Source organism: Streptomyces sp. V1I1, from assembly GCF_030817355.1.
Lineage (GTDB): Bacteria > Actinomycetota > Actinomycetes > Streptomycetales > Streptomycetaceae > Streptomyces.
Genome location: NZ_JAUSZH010000001.1, coordinates 3,245,656 through 3,261,032 on the forward strand (window position 1 = coordinate 3,245,656; position 15,377 = coordinate 3,261,032).

At 70.1% G+C, this 15,377-nt stretch carries 12 protein-coding genes and 1 pseudogene; 5 read left to right on the forward strand and 8 right to left on the reverse strand.

Going from position 1 to position 15,377, the window contains the following annotated elements; all coding sequences use genetic code 11:
- Nucleotides 1–219 precede the first annotated feature (219 nt).
- Nucleotides 220–1,275, forward strand: a complete 1,056-nt coding sequence (locus QFZ67_RS15050; protein WP_307665853.1) for a C40 family peptidase — start codon at nt 220–222, stop codon at nt 1,273–1,275.
- A gap of 309 nt (nt 1,276–1,584) precedes the next feature.
- On the opposite strand, the pseudogene QFZ67_RS15055 reads toward QFZ67_RS15050, so the two are convergent.
- From QFZ67_RS15055 to QFZ67_RS15065, 3 genes and pseudogenes are all read right to left on the reverse strand, one after another.
- Nucleotides 1,585–2,451, reverse strand: a pseudogene (locus tag QFZ67_RS15055) (alpha/beta hydrolase); the annotation flags it as partial.
- 70 nt (nt 2,452–2,521) lie between these two features.
- Nucleotides 2,522–3,217 carry a response regulator transcription factor gene (locus QFZ67_RS15060; protein WP_307661616.1) on the reverse strand — a complete coding sequence of 232 codons (696 nt, stop codon included), beginning with the start codon at nt 3,215–3,217 and terminating at the stop codon, nt 2,522–2,524.
- Nucleotides 3,214–4,506 carry an ATP-binding protein gene (locus tag QFZ67_RS15065; protein ID WP_307661617.1) on the reverse strand — a complete coding sequence of 431 codons (1,293 nt, stop codon included), beginning with the start codon at nt 4,504–4,506 and terminating at the stop codon, nt 3,214–3,216. The genes QFZ67_RS15060 and QFZ67_RS15065 overlap by 4 nt, the downstream gene beginning before the upstream one ends.
- 152 nt (nt 4,507–4,658) lie before the next feature.
- On the opposite strand from QFZ67_RS15065, the gene QFZ67_RS15070 reads away from it, so the two are divergent.
- Nucleotides 4,659–5,975, forward strand: a complete 1,317-nt coding sequence (locus QFZ67_RS15070; RefSeq protein ID WP_307661618.1) for a PspC domain-containing protein — start codon at nt 4,659–4,661, stop codon at nt 5,973–5,975.
- Nucleotides 5,976–6,143: 168 nt separating this feature from the next.
- Here the strand turns inward: QFZ67_RS15070 and QFZ67_RS15075 are convergent, their stop codons facing one another.
- From QFZ67_RS15075 to QFZ67_RS15085, 3 genes are all read right to left on the reverse strand, one after another.
- Nucleotides 6,144–6,668: a DoxX family protein gene (locus QFZ67_RS15075; RefSeq protein ID WP_307661619.1), complete on the reverse strand. Its 525-nt coding sequence runs from the start codon at nt 6,666–6,668 to the stop codon at nt 6,144–6,146.
- 129 nt (nt 6,669–6,797) lie between these two features.
- Nucleotides 6,798–7,970, reverse strand: a complete 1,173-nt coding sequence (locus QFZ67_RS15080; RefSeq protein WP_373430048.1) for a hypothetical protein — start codon at nt 7,968–7,970, stop codon at nt 6,798–6,800.
- 245 nt (nt 7,971–8,215) lie between these two features.
- Entirely contained in the window at nt 8,216–9,013 is a 798-nt protein-coding gene (locus QFZ67_RS15085) for a class II aldolase/adducin family protein (RefSeq protein ID WP_307661621.1), read from the reverse strand.
- A 69-nt stretch (nt 9,014–9,082) separates the two neighbouring features.
- Here QFZ67_RS15085 and QFZ67_RS15090 point away from each other — a divergent pair, with 69 nt between their 5' ends.
- The gene (locus tag QFZ67_RS15090; protein ID WP_307661622.1) at nt 9,083–9,523 is read left to right on the forward strand and encodes a cupin domain-containing protein; all 441 of its coding nucleotides are present in this window, start codon (nt 9,083–9,085) and stop codon (nt 9,521–9,523) included.
- Between the two features lie 64 nt (nt 9,524–9,587).
- Here the strand turns inward: QFZ67_RS15090 and guaA are convergent, their stop codons facing one another.
- Nucleotides 9,588–11,168 carry a glutamine-hydrolyzing GMP synthase gene (gene guaA, locus QFZ67_RS15095; RefSeq protein WP_307661623.1) on the reverse strand — a complete coding sequence of 527 codons (1,581 nt, stop codon included), beginning with the start codon at nt 11,166–11,168 and terminating at the stop codon, nt 9,588–9,590.
- 310 nt (nt 11,169–11,478) lie between these two features.
- Between guaA and QFZ67_RS15100 the strand changes: the two genes are divergently transcribed.
- Together QFZ67_RS15100 and QFZ67_RS15105 are read left to right on the forward strand one after the other, a co-directional pair.
- A complete protein-coding gene (locus QFZ67_RS15100) occupies nt 11,479–11,781 on the forward strand; it encodes a chorismate mutase (protein ID WP_307661624.1) in 303 nt (100 codons plus the stop codon).
- Nucleotides 11,782–12,508: 727 nt separating this feature from the next.
- The gene (locus QFZ67_RS15105; protein WP_307661625.1) at nt 12,509–13,471 is read left to right on the forward strand and encodes a hypothetical protein; all 963 of its coding nucleotides are present in this window, start codon (nt 12,509–12,511) and stop codon (nt 13,469–13,471) included.
- Between the two features lie 73 nt (nt 13,472–13,544).
- Here QFZ67_RS15105 and QFZ67_RS15110 read toward each other — a convergent pair whose 3' ends face one another.
- Nucleotides 13,545–15,350 carry a GMC oxidoreductase gene (locus QFZ67_RS15110; protein ID WP_307661626.1) on the reverse strand — a complete coding sequence of 602 codons (1,806 nt, stop codon included), beginning with the start codon at nt 15,348–15,350 and terminating at the stop codon, nt 13,545–13,547.
- Nucleotides 15,351–15,377 lie beyond the last annotated feature (27 nt).

The following is a 15,377-nucleotide window of genomic DNA, read 5'->3' on the forward strand; positions in this document are numbered from 1 at the left end:
CAGGTTTAGCGTCCTTGTCTCAGGTGACCGACTCCCCACCGCCGCCGAGCTCCCGGGCGGCAGTCGGCCACCCCCGCCGAGAAATCCGGCGACGGGCCGCTCCCCTGTGCGGACCCGCCGTCGGACTCGGCGGACTCGGCGTCGGATTCGGAGTCGGACTCGTCGTCGGACGGCGTCGGATTCGGACCGCAGGGAAGACGGAAGGACGTGGACGCCCTCGTGGCAGCGCACCGGAAACCCAAGCAGCATCCGCTCAGCGGGCCCGCCGCCCGGACCGCCGCCACCCTCGCGCTCGCCGGCGCAGCGACCGCCACCGCGTTCGACGGCACCGGGCACGCCGAGCCCGGTCTCACTCCCGCACAGATCAAGGCCAAGGTCGACAAGCTCTACCAGGAGGCGGAGGCCGCCACCGAGAAGTACAACGGGGCCAAGGAGCAGACCGCGAAGGCCCGCGCGTCGCTGGACCGGCTGCGCGAGGAGGCCGCCCGCAGGACCGAGCGGCTCAACGCCTCACGCAACGCCCTCGGTTCGATCGCCACCGCCCAGTACCGCGCCGGCGGCATGGACCCGGGCTTGCAGCTCGCCCTCACCTCCGACCCCCACGAGTATCTGGAGCGGGCCGCGCTCACCGAGCGGGTCGGCACGCGGCAGGCGGACGCCATTGCCGGTGTGCACCAACAGCTCGTGGAGATCGCCCGGTTGAGAGCCGAGGCGGGCGAGCGCATGGACGGCCTCAAGGCCCGGCAGACCGAGCTGGCCACGCACAAGGCCACCGTCCAGGACAAGCTCGCGGCCGCCGAACGCATCCTCGCCGCGCTCACCGCCGAGCAGCGCGCATCGTACGAGAGCTCGAACAGCGCGGAAAGCCCCGCGGGCACGCGTGCCGACCGGTCAGCCGGCCCCCGCGGCTCCCTCAAGGCCCCCAACTCCCGTGCCGCCCAAGCCGTCGCGTACGCCTACGGAGCGCTCGGCAAGCCGTACGTCTGGGGTGCGACCGGGCCCGCCTCCTTCGACTGTTCCGGGCTCACCCAGGCCGCCTGGGGCTCCGCCGGGGTCTCGCTGCCCCGCACCACGTACACGCAGATCAACGCGGGCCGACGGGTGTCCCGTTCCCAACTCGCCCCCGGCGACCTGGTGTTCTTCTACTCCGGGATCAGCCACGTCGGCCTGTACATCGGCGGCGGCCAGATGATCCACGCCCCGCGCCCCGGCGCCCCGGTCCGCGTCGCGCCGATCGACGAGATGCCCTTCGCGGGCGCGACCCGCCCCGTGTAAGCCGTCGGCCGAGTCAGACCCGCAGATCCGAGCCGCAGGCCAGACCCGTAGATCAGAACCGCAGGTCAGAACCGCGGCCGCACGCTGCTGCGTCAGCCACTCGAAGGCGTACGGCAGCTGCCTGCTCCACACCGGAGTGACATGCCCGCCCTTCGTCGCCCGTACATCCACCTTCGTCGGCGGCTTGGCCGCCCGCTTCAGCGCAAGACCCGGCTCGTACCCGTCCGCTCCCTCCCCCGTCGCCAGCAACGAGACCCGCGGCGGGGTCTTGGCCGACTTCAGGATGTGCAGGACGTTGTTCTCGACGCGCAGCTCCGGGTCCGCGGCCGTCAGCGAGCGGGACTCGGCGGCCGGGTCGTTGTAGCCGGAGAAGCTGACGGCCGCGCTGTAGCGGTCGGGGTGGGCCAGAGCCAGCTTGGCCGCGCCGTGCGCGCCCGCCGAGTAGCCCGCGATCGCCCAGTTCTCAGGTGCCAGCGACACCCGGAAGTTGTCGGCGACCATTTTGCGTACGTCGACGGTCAGCCAGCTGTCCGCATTCACCTTGCCCGGTATGTTCGCGTAGCCGGTGTCCGCGTCGCCCAGCATGGTGCGCGGCGAGACCAGGATGAAGGGCGCGACCCTGCCCGACTCGATCAACGGCTGCACCCGGTCCTGGAACTTCAGCGTCCGGAACCAGTTCTTCGAGGAACCGGGGAAGCCCGAGAGCACCTCGACGACCGGGAACTTCTTGTCGCGGTACGCGGGGTCGTCGTACTGCGGCGGCAGCCAGACGTACACCTCGCCCACGACACCCGAGATGGCGCCCTTGAGCTCGGTGCGCCGCAGACCGCTGCCGAGCGACGGGTCGTTGACCTTCTCCCACTTCTGGATCACCTTCGGCAGCGCGGAGATCTGCTTGCCGCCGGTGCCGTTCGGTCCCAGGTCGAGGGCCGAGTCGACATGGTCCGCCGTGCCGAGCAGGTCGTCCCAGCCGTCATAGAGGCCATTGGCGTTGTTGACCGCCACGAACACCACCAGGACCGCCGTGGCCTGCGCGAAGAGCACCATGAGCAGCCGGCCGGCGCCCCGCACCAGGGCGGGTCCGCGCAGACGGCTCCAGAGCAGCAGCGGCAGCAGTACAGCGATCACGACCAGGCCGATCGTGATCAGGAAGAAGGTGTTCCCCGTCAAATTCATCACGCAGAACAAGAGGTGAACATGGCATGGACGGTTGCCCGGCTATGTACCAGTTACCTCACGATGGAGCCTAAACCAGACGTCGTGCCGTGGCCCATCGCGTCAGCTCATGCCGGTTCGAGAGCTGAAGTTTCCGCAGCACCGCCGACACATGCGACTCCACCGTCTTCACCGAGATGAACAGCTGCTTCGCGATTTCCTTGTACGCGTAACCCCGCGCGATCAGCCGCAGCACCTCGCGCTCCCGCTGGGTGAGCCGATCGAGGTCCTCGTCCACCGGCGGCGCGTCCGTCGAGGCGAAGGCGTCCAGCACGAAGCCCGCCAGACGCGGCGAGAACACCGCGTCCCCGTCCTGCACCCGGAAGATCGAGTCGACCAGATCCGTGCCCGTGATGGTCTTGGTGACATAGCCGCGGGCGCCGCCCCGGATCACCCCGATCACGTCCTCGGCCGCGTCCGAGACGGACAGCGCCAGGAAGCGCACCGGGTTCTGAGACGCCGCCATCAGCGGGGCACAGCGGCGCAACACCTCCACTCCACCGCCGCCCGGCAGATGCACATCCAGCAGGACGACCTCGGGCCGGGTCGCCGTGATCACGGTGACCGCCTGGTCGACGTCGGCGGCCTCACCGACCACTTCGACGCCGGTGTGGTCGGTCTGGCCGATTTCGGCCTGCACTCCGGTGCGGAACATCCGGTGGTCGTCGACGAGCACGACCCGTACGCGCCGCTCGGCAGTCTCTCCAGCAGCCTCGGTCTCGGTCATTCGCCCGCCCTCTCCATCTCCAGCTCGACCTCGGTGCCCCCGCCGGGCACCGAGCGAAGCCGTGCCGTTCCGCCGTTGCGCTGCATCCGGCCGATGATCGATTCTCTTACGCCCATCCGGTCGCCGGGTACGGAATCCAGGTCGAAGCCCGGCCCCCGGTCCCGTACCGACACGAAGACCGTGCGGCCCTCGACCTCGGCGTAGACCTGGACGGCCCCGCCCTCGCCACCGTACTTGGCCGCATTGACCATTGCCTCGCGTGCGGCTTGCATCTGTGCGGCCAGTTTCTCGTCCAGCGGGCAGTCGCCGACGACCACGACCTCGAGCGGGACGCCGTGCTTGTCCTCTACCTCGGCCGCGGCCTTCTTCACCGCCTCGGCGAGCGTGTCCGGTTCCTCGTCCTCGTCCTTGCCGTTGCCCTCCGGCTTGTAGAGCCAGTTCCGCAGCTCGCGCTCCTGGGCGCGGGCGAGGCGGCGCACTTCGCCCGCGTCGTCGGCGTTCCGCTGGATCAGGGTGAGGGTGTGCAGTACGGAGTCATGGACGTGCGCGGCGACCTCCGCACGCTCCTGGGCCCGGATGCGCATCGTCCGCTCCTCCGAGAGGTCCTGCGTCATCCGCACCAGCCAGGGCCCGGCGAGCAGGGCCATGCCAGCGATGACGGCGATCGCCGCCGTCAGCACATTGCCGAGCTGGGCGGCGGAGCCGCGTACCAGGATGAAGACGGTCAGGCCCATGCCGACCAGCGCCACGCCCGCGAGTGCGCGGCCGAGTTGGAGGAGCCTGCGGCGGCGGCCGACTTCGGTCCAGCGGGCCCGGCGAGCGTTGTCCGCCTGCCGCCAGACCAGCACCACACCGGCGCCGGTCAGCAGGATCGGCCAGATGTAGCGGCTGGCGTTGCCGCCCATGTTCACATTGCCGACGAAGATCGCCGCGCCGATCATCAGCGCGACCAACGCGAACAGCTGCCCCTTGTCGGGCTTGCGCAGCCGGCGCCGGCCGTCGTCCGTGGTCTCGAACACGGAACGCGGCTCGGCGGCCCTGCCACCGACGCCGAGCGGCACGACTATCCAGAAGACGGCATACAGCAGCACGCCGAGGCCGTCGGCCATGAACAGGCCGAGGAAGACGAGACGGACCCAGATGACGGGCAGTCCCAGATGCCCGGCGAGGCCGCGCGCCACACCACCGAGCATCCGGCCGTCCGCGCTGCGGTACAGCTTGCGCAGCGGCTGCTCCTCCGGCGCGGGGGCGCGGGAGGGGCCGGGGGGTCGGGGCGTGGCGACTGGCATGCTCCGATCGTCACATGCAGCAGCGGGCCGGGGTATCAGGGTCCTCCCTTAAACCGACCCTGAAAGCCGGGGTCCGCGGCCTGACCGATATCAGGGAAGGGCCAGGGTCGGGGTGGGTGCCGTCCCGGCGCGGGGCCCGTCACCATGGACGTATGACACAGCCGACCACTCCGCCTCCTGCGAAACCGGACGCGCCGCCCGAGGCGCGTGCCGACACGCAGCCGCTGCGCCGCGCCCCGAACCAGAAGGTGGTGGCGGGTGTCTGCGGCGGGCTCGGCCGGTACTGCGACATAGACCCGGTGATCTTCCGGATCGTGATCGGGGTGCTCTCCGTGACCGGTGGCATCGGCCTGATCTTCTACGGCTTCGCCTGGCTGCTGATCCCCTTCGAGGACGAGGAGGAGAACGAGGCGCGTCGCCTGCTGTCGGGCCGGGTGGAGGGCGCGTCACTGACCGCCGTGCTCCTCGCCCTGATCGGCTGCGGACTGTTCCTGTCCATGCTGGGCAACAGCGGGACGCTCGCCTTCGCCGCCCTCCTCTCGGTCGCGGTCGTCGGGGCGTCCGTGTGGTCGCAGCGCCGCCGTGTCGCCGCCCCCGACGGTGCGCTGCTGGACGCCGCGACGGCGCATGCGGTGGCCGAGGCGCCGCCCGAGACGAAGGCTCCGCCTGTCCCCGACAGCCCGTCCTGGTGGCGGGACCCGATCATCAAGGACGGCACGACGGGCCCAGTGGCGACCGGCTATCTGTGGGGCCCGGAAGAGGCTGCGGCCCAGGCGGCCGCGGAAGCCGCCGCACCTCCCCAGCGGCGTCCGTCAACAGCTCCCCCGCAGACGCGCGGGCCGCGCGGAATCGGCGGCACCGTCTTCCTTCTCGCCCTGCTCGCGGGCGGCCTCGGCACCGGGCTCAGCTGGGACGGCAGTCCGCTGGGCACGAGTCTGCAGATCGGTCTTGTCTGCGCGCTGGCGGTGTTCGGGCTCGGCCTGCTGGTCAGCGCGCTGCTGGGCCGTACCGGCTTCGGCACGATCATGATGACGGTGATCACCGCGGGTCTGCTGGCGGGGGCTGCCGCGCTCCCCAAGGACATCAGCACCCACTGGGCGCGCACGGACTGGAAGCCGGCCTCGGTGGCCGCCGTCCAGCCGCTGTACGAAATGGGCTCCGGCGTCGCGACCCTCGACCTCTCGTCGCTCGCCGTCCCCGCCGGGCAGACGGTGTCGACGAGGGCGGAAGTCGGGGCCGGTCAGCTCAAGGTCGTGGTACCGAAGGACGCGACGGTGAAGCTGCGGGTCGAAGCGGGCATCGGCGACATCCGGCTCCCCGAGGACGCGGCGAACGACATCGACGTCGCCCCCGGTCAGGACCGGCAGAGCACCCTGCCTCCGCCGGCCGGCGCGAAGCCGTCGGGCACGCTGGAACTCCGCCTCGAAGTAGGCATCGGACAGGTGGAGGTGACCCGTGCCGCGTCGTGAACTCCGGCATGAATTCCGGCCGGGCAAGCTGATCGCGGGCCTCGCCGTGCTGGCCGCAGCGCTGCTGTACGCGGGCGATGCGGCCGGCTCCTGGCAGACACCCTGGTTCGTGGTCTTCCCGGTCGTCTTCGGCGGTCTGTTCCTGGCCGGGGCGGTGACCTGGGCGCACTACGGCATTCGGCGACGCCGGTTGGCCAGAAGGGCGTCGAGCGAAAGGAACGAGGCCCCGGCGAGCACCAGCGGCAGCCAGGCCATCAGATAGGCGAGGTCATTGCCGTAGTAGTACGGCTCGGTCTGCCAGCTCACCGTCAGCCACAGGCTCAGCGAGATGAGAGCCCCGCCGAGCGCGGCGAGCCGGGCCAGCAATCCGACGAGGGTGCCGATGCCAACGGCGAGCTCACCGAGGGCAATCGCGTGGCCGAAGCCCTCGGGGCTCTTGAGCGCAAGGTCCACAAGAGCGGGCACGGCGGAGGAGTCGCGCACGCTGCGCATCAGATCGCCGACGGAGCCCTGCCCGCTCGCGGCCATGAACTGGCTGTCCGTGAGCTTGTCGATCCCCGCGTAGATGAAAGTCACGCCGAGGAAGAGCCGCAGCGGCAGAAGGGCGTAATGGCTCGCCCGTTCTCTCAAGCCGCCGCGCCGCCCGCCGTCGACCGTGCCGTAGTCGACCGTAGTCCGATATGTGTGTGTCATCGCTGGTCCCGCCTTCGGTAGACCCGTCAACTGACCATACGTACGACGAAGCCGAGCCGCTCACCAGCCGTGCGGCTCACTCTGTGACATTCAGGGGCGGGCGGGATCGGTCCGTTTGCGCCAGGTGGGTCAGTCCGTCACCTCGATGAGGCAGCGGTTGCTCTCCATCCCTGATGCCGTCACCACCTGGATGTTCACCGTCCCCGGCTCGACGTCCACGGGGACCGGCACGGTGAGCGCGGTGTCCGTCGGATTGGCGAAGCCGCCGGGGACCGGGATCAGCGGGACATGGACATGGACCGCGCCGAAACGCACGACCATTCGGGCGAGCCGGTCGGGCGTGCCCGCGCCCGGAGGTACGAAGCCGGCGCCGCGGATCTCGATGTCGTCGCCGGTACGGATGGGGGCGTCCAGATCCCCGGCCTCGCGGGCCCGGACGACCGAGAGCACGATCGGCCGGCCGCCCTCCGCGTACTTCCCCGCGAAGTACGTCGCCGCCGAGATCGCGACCAGCAGGGCAAGCGCCCACGGCAGATCGGGCAGCTGGTCGGGCCGGCGGGCGAGCCGTACCAGCGCGAAGACCGCCGCGACGGAGCTCACCAGCGCGTACTGCACATCCGCGAAGCTGCCGCGCCCGCTGTCGTCGCAGAGCAGATCCGCCAGGCGCGGCCGGTCGGCGCGGATCTTCTGCAGCCGCTGGCCAAAGACGCGTACGGCCACCACGCGGCGTACGACGACGGCGATCGCGCACACAAGCGCGAGGACGGACAGCATGCCCGCGCCACGGGCCAGGTCGAGTCCTTCGATCAGCGCGTCCCGGTCGGCGGCGGACGAGGCCCAGGCCAGCTGGAGGGCGAGCACCAGCACCGAGAAGACGACGAGCAGCACCCAGGCGGTGGCGACGGCGCGTGAGGTGGAGAGGCGGTTGTCCTCGCCGATCAGCGGAGCGAGGAGGCCGCCGCGCGACCGGTGCAGGCGGGCTGCGCCGCTCAGCAGGGAGGCGACGACGAACGCGGCGAGCAGCCCGGAGGTGCGGGCGCCGGTCCAGCCCGCGCCGATCGCGGTCACGAACTGCCCGAGCCCGAGGGCGGCGAAGGCCACCCAGACGACCAACAGCGAGCGCTGCCAGACCAGTTGGAGCCACGCGTCGCCCGCCTCACGGCTGCGGTCGGCGACCGTGCGGGCCGACTGGGTCAGCTCGTCCGACACCCACTGGCGCGAGGCGCCCGGCGAGTGGGCGACGGCGGCCGGCAGCCCCTGCCCGGCGGCGAACTCGTCCCGCTTGGCGAGGAATTCGGCCACTGCTCGCCGATGCCCTTCGCGCGCGCCGTGCGTACATTCGTCGCACTGTCCCGCTTCTTGCACCGCCACGAGTGAAAGCCGCCTTCCGCGCCCCGTACTGACTGAACTTCCGTGTAATTCATGGGAATTGTGCCGTACGAAAGGGGCGCACGCCCCGGCGCCCGAGGCTACAGGGGGTGAACGTGCCGGTGCCCGATTGACCCTACTGCTTTGCTACTGCTTGCTACTGCTCTGTTACTGCTTCGCTACTGCAGCAGTTCGGGTTCCGCCTGGCTGATCTGCCGCCACAGGGGCTGGTAGTTGATCCACGCGACCAGATCGCTGCCGAGCTGCTCGCGGGTGGCCACCGCGTCCCGGTGCTCGATCAGCACGGGCTTGCCCGACGCCCTCGCCGCGAGCTGCACCTGGGCGCAGCGCTCCATGGAGATGAACCACCAGGCCGCGGCGTCGACCGAGTCGCCGACCGTCAGCAGCCCGTGATTGCGCAGGACGACGGCCTTGTACGCGCCGAGGGCGCCGGCGATCCGCCGCCCCTCCTCCTCGTCGACGACCACGCCTGTGTACCGGTCGACCAGGGCGTGGTCCTCGTAGAAAGCGCAGGCTTCCTGTGTGACCGGCTCGATCAGCTCTCCGAGCGCGGACAGCGCCCGCCCGTGCACGGAGTGGGTGTGCGCTACGGCGACGACCTCGGGCCGGGCGCGGTGCACCTGGGCGTGGACGGCGAACGCCGCCTGGTTGACGTGGTGCCTCCCGATTACAACCCGGCCAACCTGACCCTCCCCGTTGACGAGGATCAGATCACCGGCGGTGACATCCGCGAAGGGGACGCCGAAAGGGTTCACCCAGAAGCAGTCGGTGAACTCCGGATCCCGCGCGGTGATATGGCCGGACACCCCGTCCTCGTAACCGAACCGCCCGAAGAGCCGCAGCGCCCCGGCGAGCCGCTCCTTGCGGTACGCCCGCTCGTCCACGACGGACTCGTGCACGGGCGGCATGGCGAATCGCAGCTGCTCGACAGGGATCGGCGGAGGCGTCTCAGTCATGGCTGGGAAGCTACCTCCGGGTACCGCAACTGACCAGAGACGTCACGCGCCTTGCACGAGAATGCGCGCATGACCGAACCGACATCCCCCCTGGTCCCGCTCCTCGGCCTCGAACCGCACGTGGAGGGCGGCTGGTTCAGGCAGACCTGGCAGACGGCGGGCTCGACGACCCCGCCCGGCTACCCCGGACCGCGGGCGTACGCCACCGGCATCTACTTCCTGCTGCACCCCGGCGAGAGCTCGCGGTGGCACCGCGTACGCTCCGACGAACTCTGGCTCTGGCACCGCGGCGGCCCGCTCAGGCTGCACCTCGGTGGCACGGCCGAGAAGCCTTCGGCGACCGGGACTCTCACTCTCGGCCCGTCGGTGGAGTCGGGCGAACAGCCCCAGCTCCTTGTCCCCGCGAACACCTGGCAGGCTGCGGAACCCGCGGGCACCGAGCCGGTCCTGGTGACGTGCATCGTCGCGCCGGGATTCCACTTCGACGACTTCACGCTGGAGCAGCCGTAAGAACGCCGACGCCGCCGCTCAGGACTGCTGAGCGGCGGCGTCGGCATCTGCCCTGTGGAAAGGGCTACTCCCACTCGATGGTGCCCGGCGGCTTGCTCGTCACGTCGAGGACCACGCGGTTGACGTCCGCGACCTCGTTGGTGATCCGGGTCGAGATCTTGGCCAGCACCTCGTACGGCATCCGCGTCCAGTCCGCCGTCATCGCGTCCTCGGACGAGACGGGACGGAGCACGATCGGGTGGCCGTAGGTGCGGCCGTCGCCCTGGACGCCGACACTGCGCACGTCCGCGAGCAGCACCACCGGGCACTGCCAGATGGAACGGTCCAGGCCCGCCGCCGTGAGCTCCTCGCGGGCGATGGCGTCCGCCTCGCGCAGCAGGTCGAGCCGGTCCTTGGTGACCTCACCGACGATACGGATACCGAGGCCCGGGCCCGGGAAGGGCTGGCGCTGGACGATCTCGTCCGGCAAGCCGAGCTCCTGGCCGACCATCCGGACCTCGTCCTTGAACAGCTTGCGCAGCGGCTCGACAAGGTCGAACTCGAGGTCCTCGGGCAGGCCGCCGACATTGTGGTGCGACTTGATGTTGGCGGTGCCGGTGCCGCCGCCGGACTCGACGACGTCCGGGTAGAGCGTGCCCTGGACCAGGAAGGCGACGTCCTCGCCGTGCGCAGCCTCGGCGATGATCTCGGCCTGGGCCTGCTCGAAGACCCGGATGAACTCTCGGCCGATGATCTTCCGCTTCTGCTCGGGGTCGGACACCCCGGCGAGCGCGTTCAGGAAGCGGTCGGCCGCGTCCACGACCTTCAGCTGGACGCCGGTCGCCGCCACGAAGTCCTTCTCGACCTGCTCGGTCTCGCCCTTGCGCATCAGCCCGTGGTCGACGTACACGCAGGTCAGCTGCGAGCCGATGGCCTTCTGCACCAGGGCCGCCGCCACCGCCGAGTCCACGCCGCCGGACAGACCGCAGATGGCGCGCTTGGTGCCGACCTGCTCGCGGATCAGCGCGACCTGCTCCTCGACGACATTGGTCGTGGTCCAGGTCGGCTCGATGCCGGCGCCCCGGTAGAGGAAGTGCTCCAGGACCTGCTGGCCGTACGTCGAGTGCATCACCTCGGGGTGATGCTGCACGCCGTACAGCTTCTTCTCGTCGTTCTCGAAGGCCGCGACCGGCACGACGTCAGTGGACGCGGTGACGGTGAAGCCCTCGGGGGCGGCGGAGCAGGCGTCGCCGTGGGACATCCACACCGACTGCTCGGCCGGGGTGCCCTCGAAGAGTGTCGAGCCGGGCTTGGAGACGTGCAGCGGCGTACGGCCGTACTCACGCGCGCCCGTGTTGTCGACGGTCCCGCCGAGCGTCGTCGCCATCAGCTGGAAGCCGTAGCACATACCGAAGACCGGGACCCCGGCCTCGAAGATCTCGCGGTCCAGCCGCGGGGCGCCCTCCGCGTACACGGACGACGGGCCGCCGGAGAGGATGATCGCCTTGGGGTTCTTGGCCAGCATCTCCGCCACCGGCATGGTGGACGGCACGATCTCGCTGTAGACCCGGGCCTCACGGACGCGGCGGGCGATGAGCTGGGCGTACTGCGCGCCGAAGTCGACGACGAGTACGACGTCGGTGGCGGCGGGGGGTGCTGCTGGCACGGGTGGCGGCCTTCCGGCGGTGGGAGGGAGGGTCTGCTTTGTCGATTCTACCGGCGCGCCGGTAGAGCTCTTCGTCTCACCATCCGAACCCGGATTGGGCCCGCGCGGGCGGGCGGTCCATACTGTCGCCATGCACAAGCAGCTGACCTTCGTCTTTACCTATGGCACCGGCCCGTCCGGCTGCCATGGTCGTGCTGCTTGAGCCACTGACAAGCAACTTCCCAGGCGCCCCGGGCCGACAAGGCCCGGGGCGTTCTGTCATTTCCGGGCCTTGCCGCTCCGGGGCCGCCGCCCCGACAAGGAGCCCCGCATGACTGTCACCGACACCGGAGCCAACGCCGGAGCCGACACCGGAGCCCGTACCGACGAGGCCGCGTGTGTGATCACCGGCGCCCGTGAACGCATCGACGCACTCGACGACCGCATCATCGGACTGATCCAGGAACGGATGGCGGTCTCGGCCGTCATCCAGCAGGCCCGCATCTCCTCCGGCGGCCGCCGCGTGAGCCTGTCGCGCGAGATGGAGGTTCTCGGCCATTTCCGCGACGCGCTCGGAAAGCCCGGAACGGCGCTCGCGATGACGCTGCTGGAGCTGTGCCGGGGCCGTATCTGAGTTCGGGCGCTTCCCTCACCCGTACGGCGCGTGACCGCACCCGACGAGGCTTCGTTGGTACCGGTGTCCGTGCCAGCCAGGGGCGGGCCTCGAAGGAAACCACGCATGGCTCCGCTGGAGCGTGTGACGTACCGCAGGTACGTCGTGGGACCTCGCCCCAGCGCGCGTGACCGGTCGGCAGGGGACAGCAGCCCGGTCACCCCAAGGGCGGTCGGCTCCGGGGACGCCCGGGGCCGACCGCATCCGGTCCAAAAGGTTGCGCAGGCCGCAGCCCTTCCAGCACGATGCAAGAAGAAGCGCGTCCCCCTCTGCGCGACAACAGTGCCAAAGGTCGATACCACCCGCGCGCCGCAAGTGCGCCGGGTCGGCGACCCTCCCCAAGCGGCGCTACCCCCCGGCGCCGCACCTCGGCACCGGCGCTGCCCTGACGTCGGTGCTGACCACAAGGGCCCCGCGGATCACGCATCCGCGGGGCCCTTGCTCATGCACGGGTGCGCGAGACGCGGGCGGTTGACGGGGGCGAACGACGGGGCTGTGACGGGGCATGTGACGGGGGCCACATAAGTTTTCTGTGAGACCGAGGGCAACCATTCCGGCCATTCGCAAGTCATGCATGCGAAACAACGGCCTCACCCGTGTACCCCCACCTCGGAAGGCCTCCAAACTCCGTACCGTGTCAAGCGGTACGCCGGACTTCGCTGAGGTCTTAATGAAGCTTCGCCGCGCCATGGCAGTCGCTGCCGCGACGGCTGTTATAGCCCCCGCCACCTTCCTGGCGGCGCCTGCCGCGTTCGCGACGACCCCGACCCCGACGTCGACGGAGACGATCACCACGTCGCCGTCGCCGACGGACACGGCGACCACGTCTCCGTCGCCGACGGACACTGTCACCACGCCCCCCGCTCCGACGGACACGGCTACGGCCCCGAGCACTCCGGCGAACAGCCCGAGCACGCCGGCCACCTCGCCGAGCACCACTGCCACCACGCCGGGCGAGGACGAGGAGGAGGACGACGAGTTCTGCGAGGAGGCCCCGCTCAAGGTCGCCCTCAAGGGCTTCCCCGAGAAGATCGTCGCCGGAAGCGGCTGGAAGAACTTCAAGTTCACCATCAAGAACACCGGGAAGAAGGACCTCAAGCAGGTCAATGTCTACACGGTTGCGACGATGCTCGCCGACGCCGACAAGGACACCGACCGGCTCATCGAGAAGTACGCGCACTTCGAGTACCGCGGCAAGGGCGGGAAGTGGATCAACGACTTCGCGGGCTCGGGCTTCAACAACGGTTTCTTCATTGGCCAGTTCCGGCTGGACGCCGGCAAGTCGGCCTCCGTCGACCTGCGCGTGAAGATCGACAAGGGTGCCCCCACCGGCGACGGTCTGGCCATCGCGGCCGGCGGATACCAGAAGGGCGACACCTGCTACGACAACGGGGACGTCTACCCGTTCCAGGTGCTCAAGGCCGGCAGTATCCCCGGGGACGTCGACGACTCCAAGCCGAACGGTGACAAGCCGAAGGACGTCAAGCCGCAAGGTGAGGCCAAGGAGATCCCGGTCACCGGCAACCTCGCTGAGACCGGTTCCAGCTCCATCCTGCCGACCGTCGGTATCGCCGGTGGCATCGCCGTCGTCGCCGGCGCCGGTGTCGTGTTCGCGATGAAGCGTCGCCGCAGCGACGGCGCCACCGCGTAACACCCGGCCACACCAGGCCAAGAGGCCGCTGCACTCGGAGGGGGGTGCAGCGGCCTCTTTGTGTCTCGTACGGTCAGGACTTCTTCGACGGGACCGCCGGGATCCCCAGGAACGGCAGCCTCAGCGCGCCGAAGGCCGCCTCCGGGACCGCCGGGGACTTCGGCGCGATCGGGGTCAGGCGTTCGTACGCCGAACCCTGCGCCGGACGCGGGTCCTCCTCGCCCTTGTTGGGCCAGAACGACATCGCCCGCTCCGCCTGCGCCGTGATCGTCAGCGACGGGTTCACGCCCAGGTTCGCCGAGACCGCCGCGCCGTCCACGACCGAGATGCCCGGGTGGCCGTACAGCCGGTGGTAGGGATCGATGACGCCCGACTCCGGTGCCGCGCCGATCGGGCAGCCGCCGAGGAAGTGAGCGGTCAGGGGCGTGCCGATGAGTTCACCGACGTTGCTGCCGGCGAAGCCGTTGATCTCCTCGGCGAGGAGGGACGCCGCCCGCGTCGCCTCCGGGATCTGCTGAGGGTTCGGGGCCCCGTGGCCCTGGCGGGCGGTGAGCAGGCCCTTGCCGATGCCGCCCGGCTTGCGGAACGTCGTCAGCGAGTTGTCCAGGGACTGCATGACCAGGCCGATGATGGTCCGCTCCGACCAGCGGCGGTTGGACAGCGAACGCGCCACCAGCACCGGGTGCTTCGCCGCGTTGCCCAGCCAGCCAAGCACCCGGCGGTTGCGGTAGGGCACCTGGAGGATGGACAGCGCGCCCATCGCGTTGGAGCCCTTGCCATAGCGGACCGGCTCGATGTGGGTGTTGTCGTCGGGGTGGATCGATGACGTGATCGCGACGCCCTGGGTGAAGTCGGCCTTGTTCGCCCCGTGCCGCTTGCGGTAGCGGCGGTTGTCGGTCTGGGCGCCCACGAGCGCCTCGGAGTTCGTACGGGTCAGCTCGCCCAGCCGCGGCGAGATCCGCGGCAGCAGCCCGCGGTCCTTCATGGTGTGCAGGAGGGTCTGCGTGCCGTACGTGCCCGCCGCCACGACGACCCGCCGGGCGCGCAGCACCTTCGTCCTGCCCTTGCGGCGTGCGTCGGTCGGGACGGTCGTCACCTGGTAGCCGCCCTCCGCGTCCTCGCGGACCGCGGCGACCGTCGTCATCGGATGGATGACAGCCCCGGCCTTCTCCGCCAGGTAGAGGTAGTTCTCGTTGAGGGTGTTCTTCGCGCCGTGGCGGCAGCCCGTCATGCACTCCCCGCACTCGGTGCACGCCTTGCGGGACGGGCCCGCGCCGCCGAAGTACGGATCGTCGACCGCCGTGCCCGGCTTGGCCTTTGACGTACCGTCAGCGTCGTTCCCGTCGCCGAAGAAGACGCCCACCGGCGCCAGGTGGAAGCTGTCGCCGACCCCCATCGCCTGCGCCGCCGCCTTGAGATGCACATCGGACGGGGTCGTCGTCGGATTGAGCCGTACGCCCAGCATCCGCTTCGCCTGGTCGTAGTACGGCGACAACTCCGCCTGCCAGTCGGTGATCGCGGCCCACTGACGGTCCTCGAAGAAGGCCGCCGGCGGTACATACAGAGTGTTGGCGTAGTTGAGCGAACCGCCGCCGACCCCCGCCCCCGCCAGCACCATGACCTTGCCCAGCAGATGGACTCGCTGGATGCCGTACAGGCCGAGCGCAGGCGCCCACAGATAGTTCTTGATGTCCCAGGAGTTCCTGGGCAGGGTCTCGCGGGTGAAGCGGCGGCCCGCCTCCATGACCCCGACCCGGTAGCCCTTCTCGGTCAGCCGCAGCGCGGAGACCGAGCCGCCGAAGCCCGAGCCGACGACGATGACGTCATAGTCGTAGAGCGACTCGTCGTCCTGGATCTGGGCCTGGGTGTCCCGTGACATTGGCTCTCCTCGTGCGAAAAGGGCGGA